The sequence below is a fragment of the Mesorhizobium sp. CA5 genome (assembly GCF_020165105.1).
Classification (GTDB): Bacteria; Pseudomonadota; Alphaproteobacteria; order Rhizobiales; family Rhizobiaceae; genus Mesorhizobium.
In genome coordinates this window covers 1-21,777 of the sequence record NZ_JAIUHJ010000017.1, presented here as the reverse complement: position 1 = coordinate 21,777, position 21,777 = coordinate 1, and the positions used below count along the sequence as shown (strand labels likewise).

General features: G+C 64.5%; 22 protein-coding genes. 12 read left to right on the top strand and 10 right to left on the bottom strand.

Translation table 11 applies throughout. The features are described from left to right. From zwf to LB529_RS21010, 5 genes are all read left to right on the top strand, one after another. Window positions 1-1,377: a glucose-6-phosphate dehydrogenase gene (gene zwf / locus LB529_RS21030; RefSeq protein ID WP_140846440.1), complete on the top strand. Its 1,377-nt coding sequence runs from the start codon at window positions 1-3 to the stop codon at window positions 1,375-1,377. A 17-nt stretch (window positions 1,378-1,394) separates the two neighbouring features. Next, the gene (locus tag LB529_RS21025) at window positions 1,395-2,099 is read left to right on the top strand and encodes an ROK family protein (protein ID WP_224712210.1); all 705 of its coding nucleotides are present in this window, start codon (window positions 1,395-1,397) and stop codon (window positions 2,097-2,099) included. A gap of 205 nt (window positions 2,100-2,304) precedes the next feature. Further along, entirely contained in the window at window positions 2,305-2,766 is a 462-nt protein-coding gene (locus LB529_RS21020; RefSeq protein ID WP_224712209.1) for a MucR family transcriptional regulator, read from the top strand. Between the two features lie 232 nt (window positions 2,767-2,998). Then, the gene (locus LB529_RS21015; RefSeq protein ID WP_224712208.1) at window positions 2,999-4,099 is read left to right on the top strand and encodes an aminotransferase class I/II-fold pyridoxal phosphate-dependent enzyme; all 1,101 of its coding nucleotides are present in this window, start codon (window positions 2,999-3,001) and stop codon (window positions 4,097-4,099) included. 153 nt (window positions 4,100-4,252) lie between these two features. Further along, a complete protein-coding gene (locus tag LB529_RS21010) occupies window positions 4,253-5,494 on the top strand; it encodes an MFS transporter (RefSeq protein ID WP_224712286.1) in 1,242 nt (413 codons plus the stop codon). A gap of 86 nt (window positions 5,495-5,580) precedes the next feature. Here LB529_RS21010 and LB529_RS21005 read toward each other — a convergent pair whose 3' ends face one another. The 9 genes from LB529_RS21005 to hemC form a co-directional block, all read right to left on the bottom strand. Beyond that, entirely contained in the window at window positions 5,581-5,811 is a 231-nt protein-coding gene (locus tag LB529_RS21005; RefSeq protein WP_217574228.1) for a hypothetical protein, read from the bottom strand. Between the two features lie 439 nt (window positions 5,812-6,250). Continuing rightward, complete coding sequence (locus LB529_RS21000) at window positions 6,251-7,546, bottom strand: RES domain-containing protein (RefSeq protein WP_224712207.1); 1,296 nt, start codon at window positions 7,544-7,546, stop codon at window positions 6,251-6,253. 440 nt (window positions 7,547-7,986) lie between these two features. Beyond that, the gene (locus tag LB529_RS20995) at window positions 7,987-9,669 is read right to left on the bottom strand and encodes a PIN domain-containing protein (protein ID WP_224712206.1); all 1,683 of its coding nucleotides are present in this window, start codon (window positions 9,667-9,669) and stop codon (window positions 7,987-7,989) included. Between the two features lie 396 nt (window positions 9,670-10,065). Next, entirely contained in the window at window positions 10,066-10,782 is a 717-nt protein-coding gene (locus LB529_RS20990) for a glutamine amidotransferase (RefSeq protein WP_224712205.1), read from the bottom strand. Between the two features lie 18 nt (window positions 10,783-10,800). Beyond that, entirely contained in the window at window positions 10,801-11,280 is a 480-nt protein-coding gene (locus LB529_RS20985) for a TerB family tellurite resistance protein (RefSeq protein ID WP_224712204.1), read from the bottom strand. Between the two features lie 44 nt (window positions 11,281-11,324). Continuing rightward, entirely contained in the window at window positions 11,325-12,902 is a 1,578-nt protein-coding gene (locus LB529_RS20980; RefSeq protein ID WP_224712203.1) for a heme biosynthesis protein HemY, read from the bottom strand. Between the two features lie 9 nt (window positions 12,903-12,911). Next, window positions 12,912-14,384: a COG4223 family protein gene (locus LB529_RS20975; RefSeq protein ID WP_224712202.1), complete on the bottom strand. Its 1,473-nt coding sequence runs from the start codon at window positions 14,382-14,384 to the stop codon at window positions 12,912-12,914. A gap of 100 nt (window positions 14,385-14,484) precedes the next feature. Continuing rightward, a complete protein-coding gene (locus tag LB529_RS20970) occupies window positions 14,485-15,198 on the bottom strand; it encodes a uroporphyrinogen-III synthase (protein ID WP_224712201.1) in 714 nt (237 codons plus the stop codon). A gap of 1 nt (window position 15,199) precedes the next feature. Then, a complete protein-coding gene (hemC, locus tag LB529_RS20965; protein ID WP_224601937.1) occupies window positions 15,200-16,123 on the bottom strand; it encodes a hydroxymethylbilane synthase in 924 nt (307 codons plus the stop codon). A 103-nt stretch (window positions 16,124-16,226) separates the two neighbouring features. Between hemC and tsaD the strand changes: the two genes are divergently transcribed. The 6 genes from tsaD to LB529_RS20935 all read left to right on the top strand — a co-directional run bounded on the left by tsaD (window position 16,227) and on the right by LB529_RS20935 (window position 20,268). Further along, complete coding sequence (gene tsaD / locus LB529_RS20960) at window positions 16,227-17,312, top strand: tRNA (adenosine(37)-N6)-threonylcarbamoyltransferase complex transferase subunit TsaD (RefSeq protein WP_224602394.1); 1,086 nt, start codon at window positions 16,227-16,229, stop codon at window positions 17,310-17,312. Further along, entirely contained in the window at window positions 17,309-18,310 is a 1,002-nt protein-coding gene (locus tag LB529_RS20955) for an NAD(P)H-dependent glycerol-3-phosphate dehydrogenase (protein WP_224601936.1), read from the top strand. The genes tsaD and LB529_RS20955 overlap by 4 nt, the downstream gene beginning before the upstream one ends. Window positions 18,311-18,325: 15 nt before the next feature. Beyond that, window positions 18,326-18,622: a YciI-like protein gene (locus LB529_RS20950; protein WP_040996441.1), complete on the top strand. Its 297-nt coding sequence runs from the start codon at window positions 18,326-18,328 to the stop codon at window positions 18,620-18,622. 90 nt (window positions 18,623-18,712) lie between these two features. Continuing rightward, complete coding sequence (locus LB529_RS20945) at window positions 18,713-19,138, top strand: EVE domain-containing protein (RefSeq protein WP_095769579.1); 426 nt, start codon at window positions 18,713-18,715, stop codon at window positions 19,136-19,138. Beyond that, on the top strand, window positions 19,093-19,791 hold the full coding sequence (locus tag LB529_RS20940; protein WP_224601934.1) for a class I SAM-dependent methyltransferase: 699 nt from the start codon (window positions 19,093-19,095) through the stop codon (window positions 19,789-19,791). Before LB529_RS20945 ends, LB529_RS20940 begins: the two co-directional genes overlap by 46 nt. Window positions 19,792-19,842: 51 nt before the next feature. Then, window positions 19,843-20,268, top strand: a complete 426-nt coding sequence (locus tag LB529_RS20935; RefSeq protein ID WP_224601932.1) for a DUF1761 domain-containing protein — start codon at window positions 19,843-19,845, stop codon at window positions 20,266-20,268. Window positions 20,269-20,358: 90 nt separating this feature from the next. Here LB529_RS20935 and gcvA read toward each other — a convergent pair whose 3' ends face one another. Next, complete coding sequence (gene gcvA, locus LB529_RS20930) at window positions 20,359-21,279, bottom strand: transcriptional regulator GcvA (RefSeq protein ID WP_224601930.1); 921 nt, start codon at window positions 21,277-21,279, stop codon at window positions 20,359-20,361. Between the two features lie 130 nt (window positions 21,280-21,409). On the opposite strand from gcvA, the gene LB529_RS20925 reads away from it, so the two are divergent. Further along, window positions 21,410-21,670 carry a hypothetical protein gene (locus LB529_RS20925; protein WP_224601928.1) on the top strand — a complete coding sequence of 87 codons (261 nt, stop codon included), beginning with the start codon at window positions 21,410-21,412 and terminating at the stop codon, window positions 21,668-21,670. Window positions 21,671-21,777 lie beyond the last annotated feature (107 nt).

Genomic DNA, 21,777 nt, shown 5'->3' with positions numbered 1-21,777 from the left:
ATGAGCCAGGAGAGGTCAGACACGCTGGTGCTTTTCGGAGCGACCGGCGATCTTGCGCACAAAAAGATTTTCCCGGCGCTCTACCAGATGGTCGCCAAAGGCACGCTGAGCGAGCCGGTGATCGGCGTCGCCTTCGAGCCTTGGGAGCTCCCCAAATTGGTGGACCGTGCGCGCGACGGCATCGTCACCGCGCTTGGCCGTGTCGACGACAAGGTCTTTTCCAAGCTCGCCTCGCTGCTGCGCTATGTCAGCGGCGACTACCGCGACGGCGCGACCTTCGAGAAGCTGAAGACGGCGCTGGGTTCCGCGCAGCGGCCGCTGCATTACATGGCCGTTCCCCCGGCAATGTTCGAGACGGTCGTGCAAGGGCTGGAGCAGTCCGGCACCGCGCGCGGCGCGCGGCTGATGGTGGAAAAGCCGTTCGGCCACGACCTGCAGTCGGCGCGCTGGCTGAATCGGGTGCTGCATCTGGTGTTCGACGAGCAGTCGATCTTCCGCATTGACCATTATCTCGGCAAGGAAGCGATCCAGAACCTGCTCTATTTCCGCTTCGCCAACTCCTTCCTCGAGCCGATCTGGAACCGCAATTTCGTCGAGAGCGTGCAGATCACCATGGCCGAGGATTTCGGCGTCGAGGGCCGCGGCAAATTCTATGACGATGTCGGCTGCATCCGCGACGTGATCGAAAACCACCTGCTCAACATCCTGTTGCTTTTGGCCATGGAGCCGCCGGTCGGCCGCTCGGCCGACGACCTGATCGACGAGAAGGTGCAGGTGCTGCGCGCGATCCGCACGCTGACCAAGGACGATGTCGTGCGCGGCCAATTCGACGGCTATCTGGCCGAGCCGGGCGTCAGGCCCAACTCGCCGGTCGAGACCTTCGCCGCGGTGCGCTTCTTCGTCGACACCTGGCGCTGGCGGGACGTGCCTTTCTTCATCCGCGCCGGCAAGAACATGCCGGTGCACGCCACCGAGGTGATCGTGCGTATGAAGCGGCCGCCGCTCGACGTCTTCGATCCGATCAAGCCGGGCGACGCCAATTATGTGCGCTTCCGCATCGACCCGCAGGTGGCGATCTCGATCGGCGCCCAGCGCAAGGTCGCCGGCGACGACATGATCGGCGAGCAGGTGGAGCTGACCGCGCTCGACGACACCAAGGGCGACATGCCGCCCTATGAGCGGCTGATCGGCGACGCCATGAACGGCAATGGCCAGCTCTTCACGCGCCAGGACGCGGCCGAGCTTGCCTGGCGCATCGTCGGTCCGGTGCTCGGCGACACCGCGGCGCCGGCGATCTATACGCCCGGGACCTGGGGGCCAGTCGATGCCATGAACGGCTTCGGCCCACCCGATGGCTGGATCAATCCGAGCAAATAACTTTCGGGGAGGACGGGATGGCGAAGGCAGCAAAGAAAGCCGCGGCAACCGGTGATCCGATCGTGCTCACGGTCGATGTCGGCGGCTCGCATGTGAAGATCCTCACCAGCGCAGGCGGCGAGATGCGCCGCGCCGCGTCCGGACCGAGCCTGACCCCGGACCAGGTCGTCTCGTCGGTCAAGAAACTGGCCGAGGGTCTGGACTACGACGTCATCTCGATGGGTTATCCCGGCCCCGTGCGCGACAACAAGCCCTCGCTCGATCCCTTCAATCTCGGCAAGGGCTGGAACGGCTATGATTTCACCGCCGCTTTCGGCAAGCCGGTGAAACTCGTCAACGACGCGCTGATGCAGGCCATCGGCAGCTATGACGGCGGCCGCATGCTGTTCCTCGGCCTCGGCACGGGCCTGGGCGCCGCCATGATCATCAAGAATGTCGGCCAGCCCATGGAGCTCGCCCACCTGCCCTACAAGAAGGGAGCGACTTTCGAAGATTACGTCGGCGAACGCGGCTTGATGAAGCACGGGAAGAAGAAGTGGCGCAAATACGTTTTCGACGTTGTCGACAGGCTTCGCGCCGCCTTGCAGCCGGACTATGTCGTGATCGGCGGCGGCAATGTCGACAAGCTCGATCAATTGCCGGAAAAGTCCCGGCGCGGCGACAACACTCGCGCTTTCGAGGGTGGATTTCGTCTGTGGCGCGACAAGGCGCTGGTCGTCTGATATAGTTACATTTCAGTATAATTGTTCAAAACAGCGTGTATTGACGCGACAAAATGTTGCGCCGCGCAGATTTGCCGACTAGGAATTCGCCGGCCTGCGGCCCCTGCGGCTTCCCGAATTCGCAAACAACGCTCGCAGCGCTTCGACATTACACCGCGAAAACCGGATCGTTTTCGCGACCTTGCGGCAGAAATGGAGGGACTACGTGGACGAGGACACCAGCACAGCCAGGGAAATCGACCTGCTCGAGCTCACCGCTCATATCGTATCGGCCTATGTCGCCAAAAACCGCCTGCCTGCTTCCGACCTGGGCGGACTGATCGCCAGCGTCGCCTCTTCGATCGGCGGGATCAGCCAGCCGGCGGAGCCCGCGGCGCCGCCGCCGGTCCCCGCCGTCAATCCCAGGCGCTCGGTGACACAGGACTACATCATCTGCCTCGAGGACGGGAAGAAGTTCAAATCGCTGAAGCGGCATATCGGCGTGCATTTCGGCCTGACGCCGGAAGCCTACCGCACCAAATGGGGCCTGCCGGTGGATTACCCGATGGTCGCGCCCAACTACGCGGCCTCGCGCTCGCAGCTCGCCAAGTCGATCGGCCTCGGCCGCAAGGCGGAACCGGAGCCGGCGAAGCCTGCAAGGGCCAGGAAGGCCAAAGCCCCGGCCTGAAATAACGCCCCTGCACCAATGGTTTAGGGAAGCCTGCCGAGGAATCAGCCTTGGCAGGCTTCCTGCTTTTATGGCTTGGATATCGCCACCAGAGCAATTCCAGGAAAAGTGCAAAGCGGTTAGGCTCGGCGCCTTCGCCGTAACCTTCCGTCCGGAATTGCGTAAAAACAGAGAAATGGAGCGGTTTGCCGTGTCCGCGAGACGGCAAGATGCTCCACTGGGGGAGATGGCCATGAACTACGCCAGGATGGTGATCGAGAAGGAAGCGCCGGAGGAATATGGCTACGGCCGCATCCGCTACAATCTCTCCGAAAGCTCGATCGCGGACCAGAAACTCTCCGACATCGGCCTCGCGCTGCCGGACCTCACCTTGTTCTATGGCGAGCATCGCGGCGACAAGGAATTGCGGGCGCTGATCGCCGCGCAGGACAAGGGCCTTTCTCCCGGCGATGTGCTGGTGACCGCCGGCGCGGCCGGCGCGCTGTTCATCATCGCCACCGCGCTTCTGTCGGCCGGCGATCATCTCGTGGTCGTGCGGCCGAACTACGCCACCAACATCGAGACGCCGAAGGCGATCGGCTGCGCCATCTCCTATGTTGATCTCGATTTCGACCAGGGCTTTGCTGTCGATATCGAGCGCGTCGGCGCAGAGCTGCGGCCGAACACCAGGCTGATCAGCGTCACCTGCCCGCACAACCCGACCGGCACGATGATGACACGCGCCGACCTCGACACGCTGGTCGCGCTTGCCGAGAGCCGCAAATGCCGCCTGCTGGTCGACGAGACTTATCGCGACCTCTCCTATCGCGCCCGGTTGCCGTCGGCGGCCTCGCTCAGCCCCGCCGCCATCAGCGTCTGCTCGCTGTCCAAGGCCTTCGGCATTCCCGGCATCCGCATCGGCTGGCTGGTGACCCGCGATCCGCAACTGCAGGAAACGTTCCTCGCCGCCAAGGAGCAGATCGGCATCTGCGGCAGCGTCATCGACGAGGCGATCGCCCGCGCCACGCTCGAACGCCGCGATGCCTTCCTCGCCTCGCTGCTCCCCGAAATGGCCAGGCGCCGCGACATCGTGCAGGACTGGATCGACGGCGAGAAGCTGGTCGACTGGGTGCGGCCGCAAGGCGGCGTCGTCGGCTTTCCGCGGCTCAACGTCGATGCCGGCTTCGACCTCGACCGCTTCTACACCAGCCTGTTGGAGGAGCATGGCACCTATGTCGGCCCCGGCCACTGGTTCGAGATGCCGAGACGCTTCTTCCGCCTCGGTTTCGGCTGGCCGACGGAAGCGGATTTGCGTGGCGGGCTCGAGGCCATCTCGGCCGCATTGAGAGGCTGAACGCCCCTCACCAGAGCAGGGAATTTCGATTTTCTTAGATCCAGCGCGGATTTTTTACGCGCATGGCAAGACGAACTGGGCTAAAGGGTTGCGGCCGGACCAGCGCCCACCGTGGAAGTGCCCCGCCGGCCTTTGTCGCAACGGGGCCCTCGAATCATGACCGTCGAAGCAACGTCACCAGACCAGCGCTACGCCGCGTTCCGGCACCGCCCGTTCCTCAGCTACTGGACGGCGCGCTTCCTCACCACCTTCGCCACCATGATCGTCTCGGTCGCCGTCGGCTGGCAGGTCTATGACCTGACCCGCAATCCGTTCGACCTCGGCATTGTCGGCATCGTCCAGTTCCTGCCTTCGCTGCTCCTGGTCCTGGTCACCGGCGTCGTCGCCGACCGCTTCGGCCGCCGGCTGATCATGACGCTGGCGACCCTGGTCGAGGCCGGCTGCGCCTTGGCCCTGCTGCTTCTGACGCTGCGCGGCCTGACCAGCCCGCTGCCGATCTTCCTCGTGCTGGTCATGTTCGGCATTGCCCGCGCTTTCTACGGTCCGGCTTCGTCCTCGTTGTTCGCCAATCTCGTGCCGCAGGAAGATTTCGCCAACGCGATAGCCTGGAATTCGTCGGCCTGGCAGACGGCGACCATCGTCGGCCCGGTCGCCGGCGGCCTGCTCTACGGCGTGTCGGCGGAAGTCGCCTACGCTACCGCCGCGGTCCTCATGCTCGCCGCCGGGCTGCTGATCTTCACCATCCCAAAGCCCGCCCAGCAGACGGCCACCGACAAGCCGACGATGCAGACGCTGTTTGCCGGCTTCGGCTACATCTGGGGCGAAAAGATCGTGCTCGGCGCGATCTCGCTCGACCTGTTCGCCGTGCTCCTGTCGGGCGCCTCGGCGCTGCTGCCGGTCTATGCGCGCGATATCCTCGAGCTCGGCCCCTGGGGCCTTGGCCTGCTGCGCTCGGCGCCTGGCATCGGCGCCATCTGCGTCGCCGTCTGGCTTGCCGGCCACCCGATCCGCAACCACGCCGGCAAGATCATGCTGGGCTTCGTCGCCCTGTTCGGCGCCTTCACCGTGCTGTTCGGCGTCTCGACCATTACCTGGCTGTCGATCGCGGCACTTGCCCTGCTCGGCGCCACCGACATGTTCAGCGTCTATATCCGCGAGACGCTGATCCAGCTCTGGACGCCGGACGAGGTGCGCGGCCGCGTCAACGCCGTCAACCAGGTCTTCGTCGGCGCCTCCAACGAGGTTGGCGAATTCCGCGCCGGCACCATGGCGGCGCTGATCGGCACGGTTCCCGCCGTGGTGATCGGCGGCATCGGCGCCATCGCCGTCGCTGGCTTGTGGGCCTATCTGTTCCCAGCACTGCGGCAGGTGCGGCATCTCAACAGCCGGAATTGACTGGGTTCTGAATCCAAGCCGCTGGATCCGACGTTCGGGCCAATCACGCTGCGCCGTCGACCGCGAGGTAGGGTCGGAAGCTGTTTCTACTCCGAAAAGCTCACGCTCACGCCGCGCTGCCGAAAATAGGCCTGCATCAGCTTGCGGCCCGCGCGGTTGTTCTGCACCAGCTTGGCCGGATCGAACACCGCCTGTTTCTTTCCCTCCCGCGCCAGCGCTGCCTTGAGTGCCGCGATATGCGCATCGAGGTCGGCATTGTCCGCTCGGAGTGAGGCATAGATATTTTCGGTCGCCTCGGCCAAGGTCAGTTCGCTCACAGGTGTCTTCCTTTAATTGATCGGGCGGCGGCTTAGCACTGATTCCCGGCTCCGCCGAGACCGCCGAGACTGCCCGCTGATCGGTACCGCGCGGCGGTGGTCGGCGGCATTGCAGGGCTATGGTCCCGGCGCTGCGGCCAGGTCGCCCCTGAACAGCCGCCACCGATCGGGCGGCGGTCATAAGCGGCAGGATCAACGGCCCCGGGGATCGGCAAGGGCCGAGATGGGCCGGTTGCGGACGGTCCGGTTATGGGAGCCGTCGCTGGAAAGCTGCCATTCCGCGTCCTGTCTCATTAAAGCAAAGTTTGCCTCGTCAGCTTCCGCCCTATTTCGGTCTGATCTACTCCTAAAACGTCCTCGATGCAGACAGGTGAGCGACATCATCTCCTCTGGTGGCGCATCGCAGTCGAGACAGTCATGATAACCTCATTGGCGAAAGTTAGTCCGCATCTTCCTCTTGGCCGTTAACAGGCTCGGGAGCCGGAGCGCTGAAAGTCACCCCGTCTACGCGATGCACGCGAAAGCTCTCGGGAATAGGCACGATCCGCGTCCTTGGCGGAGGCTCCGGCGGAAGCCAATCCGACCATAGGTCAGAATCGCCCGATGGTGGCGGCTCATTCGCCGGTTCGACTATCGAACCTACCACAGACGCCAAGCCAAGAAGTGCGATGTTCCGCCCACCGGGATGTTGCGCAGATCCATAAATTATCGCATCGATCGTGCGCTTGCCACGAGCGAACTCGAATTCGCGGTTCGAAAGATACTCCGCTACTGCTTGCGTTGGTACGTAGTCCAAGTGGACATCGTCCGGGAGGATCGGACGAGCAATCTCGTTCATGAAGCCCGTCATAAACAACCACTGCGCAGCTCGTTTCCGGGCCTTGGCCGCAAATGGGTCATATGCTTTCGGCCTGGCACCAAACAACGTGGTGTCCAACACGCAGATAGGCTCAGTGATGCGGAATTCGGCAACGGCTACAAGTTCGCCGACACTGGGTCTAAGCTCTGCTATGCAGGTGTCGGCATCATAGGCACCGTAGAACGCCGAAATACCCGACGGGTTCAGGCGGCCTGGCTTTCGCATTCGCTCTGGCGGCGGCCCCAGTTTCCCAGGGAGGTCCGCCTTAATCTCCTCGCGCTTGGCAGGCTCGTTGGCAACCCTCGCGCGGACGAAGCTAGACCCTTGCCCGTCAGGGACTATCATGTAGACCGGCCCTGAACTATTCATGTCTCGCTGCTGGTGCACATCCTCAAAGATCCGCCGTAGCAGGTCCTCTGCTTCAGTATTGAAGAACCGGCGTTGGTGCATCAGACTGGTCTTAAATGCCGACCAAAGCTGGTTGTGCTCGCTTAGCCCAGTCTGCTCTCTCGAGTACCGATATTCACTGTCGTAAAATGCTTCTTCACCGTCGGGCGGCCAATAACTGTCTGCCTCGATGAGTTCGGCGATTAAACCATCAATAACTCTTGTGTCGTCGGCACCTGTTAAGTCGAGTAGCGTGTCTTCAAGGTCAGTTCCCGTAGTTTCGATATATCTATCGTAATAGGCGTCGTACGGTCCGCCCACGAAATTCTCTCTAAATACTGGGTCAACTATGGCGGCAACTGCCGCAATCGGAATTCCCTTTTTCGTAGAGTGGAAATCGCAAGAGACTCCGTTAGGAAAAGATCGCCTCTCCTCCTGGATCCGCCTCTTCAATCCGCTTGCGGAAAAGCAATCAGGGCAGACGTTCAAGTTCTTCTCCGGAGTCGATAACAATCGTTCTGGTCACAGATCCCGCGAGCCCAGCGATCGGTGATCCCCAAACCGTCCATGACTGCCACTTTTTTGCTCGAACGAAGTTGCAGAATGCCTAATTGGGCTGGGTGCAGCTTGCAAGCCGCCATTTCGCTTCCACCCAAACCAATACCAACGGGAATCTTATGGACCTCCAGATGTGAAGGATTTGTGCCGGCAGTTCCGGGGCCGTGAACGGACCGACGGCTTTCAGGGGCCGCTGTAAGGTAGCTGCCGTTCATAGAGGGACGGATCGCAAGCCCAGTAAGAATGGCGAGATCTTCGAGAAAGCGCGTGACATGGCAAACCATGCCGATACGCGCACCACGCAGCTGTATGATCCACGATCAGAAGATGTGGCGCTCGATGAAATCGAGCGCCACATCTAAGGGGTCGATCTAACGGCCACAGCGTTCGACCATCTCATCTGCGATCGCCATGAGACTGTAGGCTTCGACCTTGCGGCTGACGGGTATCAGAAGCTCCGTCGGCTTGGTCAGGTTCTCGGCCTCGACGGTACACCGCACTGCGCCGCTGACGTCCCCATCGTCGGGAAACAGCACGTCGACCTCGAAGAATTCCTCGCCGCGCTGATGACGGAAGAGATCGCAGGTCAGAGCGCCACGCTTGGTCGGTTTCCTTTTCGGCCACCGATCGTAGTAAAACCCCTCAGGATTATGCTTCTCTGGCATCGGCGGCATCCGGATAGTAGGGATATCGATGTAGGTTGGGCTAGCAAGACCAGTGGGTTGAATAAGCGACCTGCGCACGCGGTCATGCTCCTCTGCCATTCTCATCATGTCCGACATAGGCCCTATGCCACGTGCGAGATCTGCGAGCGCTCCTTTGCCGTGGAGATTGTCGAACATCGATTGCGCGCTGCGCATTGCCGCCAATTGGGGACCAAGACCGCTCATCACTCCGCGCGACGCCTTCTCCAGTTCGGAGATCCTGAGACCACTGCCGGCCATCAGTGTAGCGATATCAACCCCTTTAGACGCAGTAAGCGGCCGCTTCACGATGCGTCGGACCGCTGGCGCAACAGGCGGTGCGGGCAGCTTGGGAATCGGGGGGAGCGCGGATTGGCGGTCGTCGTCATTCTGATCCTCGTCATCGTCCGGATCATGTGCGTTATGACTCAAATCGATGTTGCCGATAGCCTCAAACGACACGCGCATCTTTGACGCAGGTCGAGTGCCGCCGTTAGCAACGCCAAATGTTAGCGCTATCTCGGGCTCGGGCTCCGTGCGGTCCTTGTGCAGTGACTCAAAGGTTGAGCGACACGCGTCGATCCACTTCGGGTAGGCTTCGGACGAGTATTTGCCGATCGCTTCAGCGTCCGGCGCTTCGTAGGAAATTTCGGTTCCATCGGCCTGAATCTCGGCTTCCGGAGCATCAAAATTCTCCCTTGCCGGATGACGCGCTTTCAGCTTGCCGATCAGCTGGTCAATTTCGGACGGCTTAAGTGCCAAAGCGACCCGGCGGACCACATTGGCCGCTGTTGCCTCGCCTGAGGCGTTCACAATGCTAATGACGGGCTCCTGCGCCCTGTAGATCGAGATGTCCTTTTCCAGTTCCTTGATCCGCTTCGCTTCGGTAGTCTCTTCCGGCGGTCGCTTCCAACTCTCCGGGATCAGAAAGAAGGAGACGCCGATGCCCTGCGCAGTGGATGCCGCGACACTGTCATCTGTCAGCAATGAGACGGAGGCGAATGTCTCATCCTTCGAAAGGGTGGCGACAGTCCCGACAATCCGGTCGTCGTTGATGCTGTAGTCAAGTGAGCTGGCGAGCTCTGGGGCGGGCTGGATGATAGGCATGAGCCGCAGCACGACACGCGGCCCAGCTTCCTGGATAACGACTTCCGGCGGAAGGGTCGCAAGCATTCCACGTATGCGCCCCGAAATCTCGATCGCCCGCTTGCGCGTTCTGCCGCCACCCTTCTTGTGCTTGTCGATCTCCGCCAAAACGGGCTTGGTTAATGCGATCACAATCGGGTCCACCGCGAGGTCGAACCAGGGAATCTCTTCCAGGCGCTTGCACTCGAAGAAGAGATTCGTATCGGCTACAAACACATGCTCCATTCGACCCTCACGAGCGGTAAACCCGGTCGAATCACGTCGCTTGCGCGGAGTTCGCCGATGTCATTGGTATATAGCGAGGCGAGAACATTTCCGCAACGAAACTGCCGGTCATTACTTGGCGAGCCATTCCGCCTAAGCACGAATGTCGATCATCGCCACCGTGCCGCTGAACTCGGAGCTGTACGATCAAGACGAATGCTTGCGTGCCAATAATCATGTCTTGAAACGCTCCGGTTCGATACTCGCTCGTCGCGGAACATCGGACGTCTGGTTTTTGGGTGCTGAGCGGCTCGCCCCAATGTCGCCAGTGGAGGCGCAAAGCGGCCTTTTCCATGCCCCGGCGGGCGTAAGCCATTCTCGGTCAAACCCAACCATTCAGAGCAATGGCCTTTCGCCCTACCCCACAGCCGGCCGCCCAAAAATCAGCCTCAAAAACTCGCCCAGCCAGCGCTTGAGGTGCATGTCCCAGATCAGCCGGCCGCCGAGATGGTCGCGGCCGGGCTGGGCGCCGGGCAACTCGAAGCGATGCGCGCCGCGCACCACCCAGCGCTGCATCATCATCCTTGTCAGCTCGCCATGGAACTGGATGCCCCAGGCATTCTCGCCATAGCGGAACGCCTGGTTGGGATAGGTTTCCGCGGTTGCCAGCAGCGTCGCTCCCTTCGGCAGCGAAAAGCCTTCGCGATGGAACTGGTAGACCATCTCCGGCCAGTGCAGCAGCTTCTTGCCGGCCTCGGTCGCCTTCAGCGGATACCAGCCGATCTCGACCAGGCCTTCGCCGTGGCCCTCGACCTTGCCGCCGAGATGGTTGGCGAGCATCTGCGCCCCGAGGCAGATGCCGAGGAACGGTCGGTTCTCCTTGAGCGGGGTTTCCAGCCAGTCGGTTTCGCGGCGGACGAACTCGTCCTCGTCATTGGCGCTCATCGGCCCGCCGAAGATGACCGCGCCGGCGTGACCGTCCAGCGTGCAGGGCAATTCGTCACCCAATGGCGGCCGGCGGATGTCGAGGTCGAAGCCTTCTTCCAGGAGCATGTGGCCGACGCGGCCGGGGCTCGAAGTCTCCTGATGCAGCACGATCAGGATTTTTGGTCTCGGCCTCGATCTGGGTGGCATGGAAGGCGAAGGATCCTGCTATTCGTCGCTCGATTCGCCCCGCGCGCCGGGCACCTCTGCTGCCGCCTTGCGGCGCGCCTCGATGCGGTCGCGACGCTCGACGCCAATCAGCTCGGCAACCCGCCAGACGGTATTGTCCTCGAGCTCGTCAAGCTCGCCGTCGGCATAGACGATTTCCCACATCAGGCCGATGAACGCCTTGCGCGCCTCGGGGTCGAGGTGGCGCTTCAAGACGCTGGTGAAGGCGTAGAGGTCGATCGCCTCGTTGTCGGCGCGCTCGCCGGCCGCCGCCAGCGCATCGAGCTCCTCGCCGCTCACCGAATAGGTCTCGGCCAGGATCTGCTTGAACCGTTCCCACTCGACGTCCTGGCGCACGCCGTCGGCGTTCATCACATGATAGAGCAGCGCCGAAGCCGCGACGCGCGGATCGTCGGCGCTCGGCTTGGCCTCGCGTCCAGCCGGCAGATCCCTCAGAAAGGACAATACGCGCTCGAACATCGATGTTTTTTCCCTGCCCACCAACTCGGTCCCAGAACACAGCCTCAGAACAAACGAAAGCGGCGCTGCGATTTTTCCGCTTCTTCTTCCGGCGCGACGCCAGGGTCATCCGGCAGAGGCGGCAGCTCCGAACCGGGCTCGCCGATTTCGGCCTCGCTGACGGCTTCCGCAACGGACGCGTCCTTCTCGCCGCCGTTCGACGGCACCGGCGCCGGCTTCTCGGCCGGAGCATCGGCGACGATGTCGATCGCCTTCTCGGCGACAGGCTGGACAGGCGGCGCAGCCGTGATCGCCGGCACCTCGACATCCGCGTCGCTGTCGATCAGCTGGCCAAGACGTTCCATCGGCGCGCGCCATGTGAAGGCGTCGAGCTTGCCGGTGACCGGCGACACCGGCGCCCAGCGCTCGGAAATGACGCCGTCCGCCACCCAGGCCGGATCGCGCGGCGCGCGCACCGCCTTGGAGAGCAGTTGCCGCACCTTGCCCTGGTCGCCGGTCTCGGCCTCCTCGATATCGGCGAGCAGAAGATAGGCGCCCTCGCGACGATCCATGCGGATCGCGGCCTCCGCCTCGCGCCGCGCCGTGGCGAAATCCTGAGCATTGAGCGCTGCGCGCGCCACGGCCATCGACGACTCGGGATGATTCCTCTTCAATTCCTGCAGCTTCTTCGCGCGGTTCAGACGATCGAGCACGGCGTCTCCCGGCCTGGCATGGGTATAGAGCTCGGCGATGTCGGGATGCGGCTCGGCCTTCCAGGCGGCCTCCAGGATCTTGGAGCCCTTGCGCACGTCGTTTTGCCGGATAACCAGATCGGCGGCGATCACCGCGGCCGGCGCGAAATCCGGCGCCAGCTTGTTGGCTTCAAGGGCCGCGGTGCGGGCCGCGTTCGGATCGCTGTCGACCAGTGCCTGCGCCTTGCCGGTGAGCAGCACGGCGCGGCGGCGGTTGGCGGCGTCGCGTTCGATCTGCCTGGTCGATTTCTGCGCCTCGACCAGCTTCAGCGCGCCATCCCAGTCACCGCGTTCGGTGAGTTCCTCCAGCGTTGATTCCGCCGCCCAGGCAAGCTGCGGCGCCACCGCCGCGGCGCGGCCGGCATAGTGGCGCGCGGCATTGCGGTCGCCGAGGCGCTCGGCCTCCAGATAGAGCCCGCGCAGGCCGAGCAGCCGCATCTCGGGATCGTCCAGCATACGCTCGAATTTCTCGCGCGCGCCCTCATGGTCGCCTTCGAGCAGCGAGGCCTGCGCGTCGAGCAGGTTGATCAGCGGCTCCCGGTCGGAGCTGATCAGCTTCGCCGCCTCCTTGGTCTTCTTGCGCGCCAGCGCGCCATCGCCGGCGCCGGCGGCGATCATGCCCGTCGACAGCGCCTGATAGCCGCGGTCGCGGCGGCGCACGCGGAAATAGCGCGAGATCGTGTAGGGGCTGTTCCACAGCGACTTGATCAGCCACCAGCCGATCATCACCGCGGCGACCACGGCGACGATCGCCACCGCCGCCACCATCAGCGTGACCTGGTACTGGTAGCCGTTGAAGGTGACGATCATCTCGCCCGGACGGTCGGCCAGCCAGGCAAAGCCGAGCCCGAGCGCGAAGACGACGGCGAGGAAGACGAGGATGCGGATCATCTTGTCTCCTTAAGCCTTCGTCGCGCCGGCAATCAGCGCTTCGAGCTGCTTTTCGACCTCCAGCCGTGCCTTCAGTTTGCCGGCAAAATCGGCGCCGGCCGCCTTTGCCGCGTCCGGCAGCGTGTCATATTCGCTGAGCGCCTTGGCGTAATCGCCCTGGTTGACCGCCACTTCCATGCGCGCGACGGTTTCCGGCACGCCCTTGCCTTCGACCGCGCCGACCGGCCGCACCTTGACCAGCGATTCAGCGCTCGACACCAGGCTCTGGAAGAAGCCGGCATTCTGGTCGACCGGCTTTGCCGCATCGACCATGGCGTTGGCGGCGGCATCGGCCTCCGCAGCGATGGTGGCGCGGGTCGGCACGCCCTTTTCGGCATAGGAGCGCAGCGCCGCGAGCTCGGGCGCGTCCGGCGCGATCGCCGCGAACGTGTCGAGCTCGGTCGCGAACGGCGCGCCACGATCGAGCGCCGACTTCAGCGCCGAGGCGGCGATCGCCAGCGCGATCTTGGGTTGCGAGGCTTGCGCCTCGACCTTGCCGGAAAGCTGCGAGACGGACTGCTCCAGTGCCGCCACCCTGCCGTCCTCGGCCTTGGCCGCATCGCCCGCCGATTTCACCAGCGCGTCGAGCCCGGCGATCTTCTCGTTGAGCGGACCGAGATCGGCGGGTGCCGCATTGCCCTTCTTCTGCAGCTCGGCGACGGTTGTCTCAATCTGGCCGACCTTGTCGCCGAGCGCCTTGAGCGCGGCACCGTCGCCGCCCTGGCCGGCCGACGATTTCAGCGCCGCCACATCGGCCTTGACCTGATCGAGCGCCGAGGACAGGCCGTCGACCTTGGCCGACGCCCCGGTGCCGCCGCTTTCCTTCAGCACCGCGATTTCGCTTTTCAGCGAAGCGATCTCGCCGTTGACGCTATCGAGCGACTCCCCGCCCGGTCCTGACGAGCCGACCAGGCCGACCGCTTGCAGCAGGCCGGCGCCGGCAAGCGCGATCACGCCGCCGACGACGCCCGCAGCGATGGCGTTGACGCCGGTTCTGCGCGGGGACTGCGGCACGCCATCCTCGCCCCATGTCTCACTTCGTGTCTCGCTGGCCTTCGATGCCGAGGCGCCGGCGCCAGGCGCGGATGCGTCCTCGAAATTGTAATCGAAGCCCTTGGGCTGGCTCTTCGGCGCATCGGACGCGCCGGGATACGGCGCCTCCGGCTCGCCCTTGCCGGCCTCTGATTTATCGGCTGCAGCCTGCGCGGCGTCGCTATGCTCCCACGGCTCGATATCGGCCTGCTCGGCATGGATCGGCTCTTCCGGCGGCTCCGGCTGCGAAGCAGCGGCGGCCTCTTCTGCCTTCGCCTCGTCGGTCTGCGCGGCACTGGCCTCGGCCTTGGCATCCTCGTCAGTGATTCGCGAGACGGCGCCGGGCTCGAGTTCGATGGTCACCGGCTCGCGCCGGGTCTTCGAATGTCGCATCTTCGGCGTCTTGACCATGCTTTGGGCTCCGCGAACTGGCTTGAGGATGGTTCAAAGGGTCCAGGGGATGCTCTAGCACATCACCAAGCGGTGAAAAGGGGCGGTGTGATGACGCGGCTCAGCCGGGCAGCGACAAAAGCGCCAGCAGCTGCTCTTCCTCGGGCTTGGACGCGATGCGGACCCTGTCACCGGCAACCCCGTCCAGCGGCTCGGCGACACGGGCCGAGAGCGCCAGGAATTCCGTTCTTTCAAAGAGATGCCGCAAGGCCGGCCGCGCAATCAGGCTGGCCAGCGCGGCGCTGGCCTTGGCCGAATAAAGCAGCGCCGCGTCGGTCGGCCGGCCCGACAGGCGGGCGACTACATCGGCATTGCCATAGTCGAAACTTGTCGTGTCGTAGGTCTCGATCGCCTGGACATGCACGCCCGCCGCCGCCAACCGCTGCTCGAACGCAGGCAAGCGGACGCGGCCGCACAGATAGACGATTGCCCTGCCGGCAAGGCCGCCGGCGATGGCATCGGCCAGCGCCTCGGCGTTGCCCGGACCTTCCGTGACGGCGAGGAATCCCGCCGCGCGGCAGGCTTCCGCCGTCCGTTTGCCAACTGCGTGGCAAGGTAGGCGCGCAAGTGCCGCGATCAGCGCCTTCGGCGCATGCCGCACCGCATTGGCGCTGGTGACGACGACCGCGGCGCCATCGGTGCCGATGCTCGCCTCGACCGGCAATGCGCTCGTCTCGGTCAGCGGCAGCAAGACAGGTTGGAATCCCAGGGCTTCGAGGCGCCGTGCCGTGCGCAACGCGCCAGGCTCCGGCCTCGTCACCAGGACGCGGACCATGTCAGGCCCAGCCGTCGAAGAACGTCGCACCAGCCTTGGCGCGAACCGTGCGCGCCGCGTCCAGGCCGATCTCCGCCGCGTCGGCAGCCTCGCCTTCCAGCCGGACCTCATGCGATTCCGTGCCGTCGGGCGAGATGATCAGCCCGGCGAAGGAGAGTTTCTCGCCCGACACCGTCGCATGGCCGGCGATCGGCGTGCGGCAGGAGCCGTCGAGCGCGGCGAGGAAGGCGCGCTCGCAGATGAGCGCCTGGCCGGTCGGCACGTGATGGATCGCCGCCAGCATCTTTTCGACGTCGCGGTCGCCGATGCGGGTTTCGATGCCGATCGCGCCTTGCCCCGGCGCCGGCGGAAAAGCTTCCAGCGGCATCAGGTCGGTGACGACATGCTCAAGTCCGAGGCGCTTCAATCCGGCATAGGCGAGGATGGTGCCCTCGGCGACGCCTTCGTCCAGCTTGCGCAGCCTGGTCTGCACATTGCCGCGGAAGATCACCACGTCGAGATCCGGCCGCATGCGGCGGATCAGCGCTTGACGGCGCAGCGATGACGATCCGACCGCGGCGCCATGCGGCAGGTCCGCGATCCGCTTCACGTTCTTGCCGATGAAGGCGTCGCGCGCGTCCTCGCGCGGCAGGAAAGTGACAAGCTCCAAACCATTGGGGAGTACCGTCGGCATGTCCTTCGACGAATGCACGGCGATGTCGATGCGGCCGTCGAGCAGCGCATCCTCGATTTCCTTGGTGAACAGCCCCTTGCCGCCGGCCTCCGACAGCGGCCGGTCCTGGATGCGGTCACCACTGGTCGAGATCGGCACCACTTCGAACGCCTCTTCGGGCAGGCCATGCGCCTGCATCAGCCGCGCCCGCGTCTCATGCGCCTGGGCCAATGCCAGCGGGCTGCCGCGTGTTCCGATTTTCAAAGTTTGCATGGCGCGCGGTCCGTGATAACCCCCGGGGCAGCTTGAGGTCTGCCGGGCCTTTTCCTAATTGGGATTGGCCGGTGATACAATCATAGAGGCCAGCGACCAATTGATCCGCGTTCTGGGCATTGAGACGAGCTGCGACGAGACGGCGGCCAGCGTTGTGGCGCTGGACGGCGTCGCCGCGCCCGAAATCCTGTCCAACATCGTGCTCAGCCAGATCGAGGAGCACGCGGCCTTCGGCGGCGTCGTGCCGGAGATCGCCGCGCGCGCCCATGTCGAGGCGCTGGACGGCATCGTCGAGGCGGCGCTCGCCGATTCGGCGGTGTCGCTCGATGAGATCGACGCGATCGCCGCGACAGCAGGGCCGGGCCTGGTCGGCGGATTGATCGTCGGCCTGATGACGGCCAAGGCAATGGCCGCCGCCGCCAACAAGCCGCTGATCGCCATCAACCACCTCGAGGGCCACGCACTGACGGCACGGCTGACCGACGGTCTCGATTTTCCTTACCTTCTCCTGCTCGTTTCCGGCGGCCACACCCAGATCGTCGCGGTGCGCGGCGTCGGCGATTACCAGCGCTGGGCGACCACCATAGACGATGCGCTGGGCGAGGCCTTCGACAAGACCGCCAAGATGCTTGGCCTGCCCTATCCCGGCGGCCCGAATGTCGAGAAGGCGGCCGTCAGCGGCGATGCAGGCCGCTTTGCCTTCCCACGCCCGATGAAGGGCTCGGCGCAGCCCGATTTCTCCTTCTCCGGCCTGAAGACGGCGGTGCGCCAGGCGGCGACGGCGATCGCGCCGCTGAGCGACCAGGACGTCGCCGACATCTGCGCCTCTTTCCAGGCCGCGGTGGCCGACGCGCTGGGCGATCGTGTCGGCCGCGCCCTTGCCGGCTTCCGCCAGGAATTGCCGGACCATGCAAAGCCGGCGCTGGTCGTTGCCGGCGGCGTCGCCGCCAACCGCACGATCAAGGCGACGCTCGAAGCGCTGTGTTTCGAGGCCGGCTTCGCATTCGTCGCGCCGCCGCAGAAGCTTTGCACCGACAATGCGGCGATGATCGCCTGGGCCGGCATAGAGCGGCTGCGCGCCGGCATCGCCGACGAAAACGCCGCCGATTTCGTGCCGCGCTCGCGCTGGCCACTCGACAGTGTTTCCGCGCCTCTGGTCGGCTCGGGCCGGCGTGGTGCCAAGGCATGACCAAGAAAAGCACCAGCGGCTGGCGTATTGCGGTGCTGGGCGGCGGCGCCTGGGGCACGGCGCTGGCGCTGGCCATGTTGCGCGCCGGCCATGATGTCCGGCTCTATGCGCGCGACACTGAGACCGTCGCCGCCATCGCCCGCGGCGAGAACCCGCGCTACCTGCCCGGCATCAGGATCGAGCCCGGCATCACGGCCACCAGCGACATTGCCGCGGCGCTTGACGGCGCCGACTGCGTGCTCGCCGTGACGCCGGCGCAGTCGCTGCGCGCCGTCCTGGCCAATGCCCGCAACGATGTGCCCCAGGGAGCGCCGCTGGTGCTCTGCGCCAAGGGCATCGAGCGCGATACCGGCGCGCTGCTCTCGGCGATCGTCGAGGAAAGCCTGCCGGGCAATCCGGTCGCGGCGCTTTCCGGCCCGAGCTTCGCCAGCGACGTCGCGCGCGGCCTGCCGACCGCTGTGGTGGTTGCCGCCCGCGATGCGGAATTGGCGGCCGAGCTTGCCGCGCGCTTTTCGGCGGAGAACCTTCGCTGCTATTCGAGCGACGACCTGATTGGCGTCGAGATCGGCGGCGCGCTGAAGAACGTCTTTGCCATCGCTGCCGGTGCTGTCACCGGCGCAGGCCTCGGCGCCAGCGCCCAGGCCGCCATGGTGACGCGCGGCTTCGTCGAATTGCGCCGCATCGGCGCCGCTTTCGACGCCCGGCCGGAAACGCTGATGGGGCTTTCCGGCCTCGGCGACCTCTTGCTCACCTGCTCTTCCGCCCAGTCGCGCAATTTCGCCTATGGCCTGGCGCTCGGCCAGGGCAAGCCGCTTGCCGGCCTGCCGCTGGCCGAAGGCGTGCCCACGGCGGGGATTGCCGCCCGCATCGCCGCCGGGCGCGGCATCGAGGCGCCGATCATTTCGGCCGTCGCCGCCATCCTCGACGGCAAGGTGACCATCGGCCAGGCCGTGACCGCGCTGATGACGAGGCCGCTCAAAACCGAAACCGACATCTGACCATCGGAGCTGAAAATGCTGTTTGCGTTGATTTGCAAGGACAAGCCCGGCAGCCTGCAGCTGCGCGTCGACACGCGGCCGGCGCATGCTGCGTTCCTGGAAGGCCTGATCGCCGAGGGCAAGCTTGCCTTTGCAGGTCCCTTCCTCGACGCCGACGGCAAGCCGGACGGCAGCCTGGTGATGATCGAAGCGCCGGACATGGCTGCTGCCCAAGCTTTGGCCGCGGCCGATCCCTACGCTAAGGCCGGCCTGTTCGAAAGCGTCCAGATCCGTCCGTGGAACTGGGTCTTCCAGAAGCCCGCCGGCGCATGATTGGCTGCTCTCGCCGCAGCGACGGCGAGAGAGTAAGCATAGACGGGAACGCCATGCGTGGCGGTGCGACAAAGCGATGGGACAAACGATATGAACTACTGGCTGTTCAAGTCCGAACCCTCGGTCTTTTCCTTCGAGGCGTTGAAGGCCAAAGGCAAGGCCGGCACGCAATGGGACGGCGTGCGCAACTACGCCGCCCGCAACAACATGAAGGCGATGCAGATCGGCGATCTCGGTTTCTTCTACCATTCCAATGAGGGCCTCGACATCGTCGGCATCGCCGAGGTCTGCGCGCTGGCCCATCCCGACACCACGACCGACGATCCGCGCTGGGAATGCGTCGACATCCGCGCCTATAAGGACGTGCCGAAGCCGGTGACGCTTGAAGAGGTCAAGGCCAACCCGAAGCTCGCCGAGATGGCGCTGGTCCGGCTCGGCCGGCTTTCCGTGCAGCCGGTAACGCCGGCCGAATGGAAAGAGGTCTGCCGCATGGCCGAGCTCAATCCGGCCCCGTGACCAAGCTCACGCCGAGAACCGCGAGAAAGTTCATCCTCGACAGCACGGCGCTGATGGCGCCGCCGCATGTGCCGGAAGTGCTGCTGCACCTCGCCGACGAGGCGCATGATCTATGGCTGCGCACCGAGGAAGAGCTGGCCGAGATCGGCCTGCCGCCGCCCTTCTGGGCCTTCGCCTGGGCCGGCGGCCAGGGCCTCGCCCGCTATGTACTCGACAATCCGGGCACCGTGCGCGGCAAACGGGTGCTCGATTTCGCCTCCGGTTCCGGCCTCGTCGCGATCGCAGCGATGAAGGCCGGCGCTAGCCAAGTGATCGCCGCCGACATCGACCCGTTCTGCGAGACGGCAATCGCCATCAACCTCGACGCCAACGGCGTTGAAGCGCAATTCCGCGGCACGGATTGCGTCGGCACCGACGACGGCTGGGACGTCGTGCTCGCCGGTGACGTCTTCTACGACAAGGCTTTCTCCGACCGGCTGCTGCCCTGGTTCGGATCTCTGAGGGAGCGCGGCGCCGAAATCCTCGTCGGCGATCCCGGCCGCGCCTACCTCCCCAAGACAGGGCTGGGATCGCTTGCCGTCTACCAGGTTCCGGTGACGCGCGTGCTGGAGGATGCCGAGGTCAAGCGCACGACCGTCTGGCGCCTTGCTTGACGGAACGACCGAACAAGCGTTCCATCGCCCTTCAACTTGGAGGGGAAAAGCATGGATTTTTCGGTTGTGAACTGGCTGGCGGCGATCGCCGCCGCAATCGTCGCGTGGCTGTTCGGCGCCGCCTGGTACATGGGCTTGAGCAAGCCTTGGCTGAAGGCCGCCAAGCTCGATCCGGCCACCATGCAGCGCTCGGCCCTTCCCTTCGTCGTCAGCTTCATCGCCGAGCTGATCATGGCGCTCGTGCTGACGCTGGTGGTGGGCGCGATAACCGGCGGCGAGCCGAGCCCGATCGCCGGGTTGCTGTTCGGCTTCGTGCTTTGGCTCGGATTCATCGCCACCACGCTCACCGTCAACCACCGCTATGAAGGCTTCGGCTGGGCCCTGACGCTGATCGATGCCGGCCACTGGCTGGGCGTGATGCTGATCATCGGCGCCATCATCGGCTGGTTCGGCGCGCCGGCCGCCCCGGCCGGCTAAAGCAATACCGGGAAAAGTGTGAGCGTTTAAGCTCGGCGACTTCGCCGTAGCCTTCCGTCCGGAATTGCGCGGAAACAAGTATTTAGGCCGTCACGTCGGCGTCTTCGCCGCCTCCTCGGTAAGCCATTCGCGAAAGGCGACGACGCGCGCGTCGTCCTTCGCCGCCTCCGGATAGACCAGGAAATAGGCGAATTCCGGCGCGACCCTGATGCCGAGCTCGAAGGGCCGCACCAGACGTCCTTGCGAAAGATCGTTGGCGACCATGGCGAAGTCGGCGAGCGCCACCGCGTTGCCGTCGAGCGCCGCCTGGGTGGCATCGGTCGACGACCCGAAGACCAGCGTGCGGCTGTCGTCGAAATCGTCGACGCCGGCCGCGTGCATCCACATGCTCCAATTCGGCCAGGTCACGCCCTGCCGCGACCATTCGATATGCGCGAGCGTGTGGTTGAACAGGTCACGCGGCTCCTTCAGCGGCGGACCTGACGCCAGCAGCGCCGGGCTGCACACCGGGATGATGATGTTCTCGAACAGCCGATGCGCGCAGAGCCCCGGATATTTGCCGGCGCCGAAGCGGATGCCGACATCGACGTCGTCGAGGTCGAAATCCCGGACATCGTAGGTGATGTCGAAGCGCAGCTCGATGCCCGGCTTTTGCTTGCGGAAGTCGTCGACGCGGCGCATCAGCCATTTCGTCGCGAACTGCGCGTCGAGCGTCACCTTCAGCAGCGCCGTGCCGCGGGTCATCTTGCGGGCGCGGCTGACGGCGCGGTTCAGCAGGTCGAGCGCGTCGACCGAGGCCTCCAGCAGCACATTGCCTGCCTCCGTCAGCCGGATGGTGCGGCTGGTGCGCGTGAACAGCACCAGGTCGAGCTGATCCTCTATTTCCTTGATCTGGTGGCTGACCGCTGCCGGCGTCAGGCCGAGCTCGTCGGCCGCGCGGGTGAAGTTGAGGTGCCTGGCCGCCGCTTCGAACGTCCGCAGCGCACGCGTTCCCGGCAGCAGCTTGGACATGCGATCTCCAAATAAAACTTGATGATCGGAAAAGAACTACTCGTTTCCAGTTTGTTTTTCAATCCGGCATCATGGCTTCATCGAAACACCATAAAACCGGATTTGATATCCGGAGAACACGGATAGAGCCATGTCTGAGATCGCCCTGAAGCCCTGCACCACCCTGGAATCCCCTTCCGGCTTCGCCCTTTGGCTGCGTTCGGCACGCGATTGGCTGCGCCAGGCCCGCGTCGCCGCCCGGCTGTCCCACGATCCGATCGAAGACCTCTCCGACAGCCAGTTGCGCGACATCGGCGCCGGACGTCGGGACGTCGCGAAGACGATGGACAGAGAGCTTCGTGAGATCGGGCTGCTCGGCACGGGCTGGCAGAAACCGGGAAAGAGGCATTAGGGATTAGGCAGTAGGCAATAGCGACGAGACACCTACTGCCTACTGCCTACTGCCTACTGCCTACTGCCTACTGCCTACTGCCTACTGCCTACTGCCTACTGCCTACT

Bases quoted from the DNA above. Each gene is read 5' to 3' on its own strand.
- LB529_RS21015 (WP_224712208.1), top strand. From the start codon at position 2,999: ATGAACTACGCCAGGATGGTGATCGAGAAGGAAGCGCCGGAGGAATAT.
- LB529_RS20990 (WP_224712205.1), bottom strand. From the start codon at position 10,782: ATGCCACCCAGATCGAGGCCGAGACCAAAAATCCTGATCGTGCTGCAT.
- LB529_RS20975 (WP_224712202.1), bottom strand. From the start codon at position 14,384: ATGGTCAAGACGCCGAAGATGCGACATTCGAAGACCCGGCGCGAGCCG.
- LB529_RS20935 (WP_224601932.1), top strand. From the start codon at position 19,843: ATGGATTTTTCGGTTGTGAACTGGCTGGCGGCGATCGCCGCCGCAATC.
- LB529_RS20925 (WP_224601928.1), top strand. From the start codon at position 21,410: ATGTCTGAGATCGCCCTGAAGCCCTGCACCACCCTGGAATCCCCTTCC.
- LB529_RS20955 (WP_224601936.1), top strand. From the start codon at position 17,309: ATGACCAAGAAAAGCACCAGCGGCTGGCGTATTGCGGTGCTGGGCGGC.
- LB529_RS21025 (WP_224712210.1), top strand. From the start codon at position 1,395: ATGGCGAAGGCAGCAAAGAAAGCCGCGGCAACCGGTGATCCGATCGTG.
- LB529_RS20950 (WP_040996441.1), top strand. From the start codon at position 18,326: ATGCTGTTTGCGTTGATTTGCAAGGACAAGCCCGGCAGCCTGCAGCTG.
- LB529_RS20995 (WP_224712206.1), bottom strand. From the start codon at position 9,669: ATGGAGCATGTGTTTGTAGCCGATACGAATCTCTTCTTCGAGTGCAAG.
- LB529_RS20970 (WP_224712201.1), bottom strand. From the start codon at position 15,198: ATGGTCCGCGTCCTGGTGACGAGGCCGGAGCCTGGCGCGTTGCGCACG.
- LB529_RS20980 (WP_224712203.1), bottom strand. From the start codon at position 12,902: ATGATCCGCATCCTCGTCTTCCTCGCCGTCGTCTTCGCGCTCGGGCTC.
- gcvA (WP_224601930.1), bottom strand. From the start codon at position 21,279: ATGTCCAAGCTGCTGCCGGGAACGCGTGCGCTGCGGACGTTCGAAGCG.
- zwf (WP_140846440.1), top strand. From the start codon at position 1: ATGAGCCAGGAGAGGTCAGACACGCTGGTGCTTTTCGGAGCGACCGGC.
- LB529_RS20985 (WP_224712204.1), bottom strand. From the start codon at position 11,280: ATGTTCGAGCGCGTATTGTCCTTTCTGAGGGATCTGCCGGCTGGACGC.
- LB529_RS20945 (WP_095769579.1), top strand. From the start codon at position 18,713: ATGAACTACTGGCTGTTCAAGTCCGAACCCTCGGTCTTTTCCTTCGAG.
- LB529_RS20940 (WP_224601934.1), top strand. From the start codon at position 19,093: ATGGAAAGAGGTCTGCCGCATGGCCGAGCTCAATCCGGCCCCGTGACC.
- hemC (WP_224601937.1), bottom strand. From the start codon at position 16,123: ATGCAAACTTTGAAAATCGGAACACGCGGCAGCCCGCTGGCATTGGCC.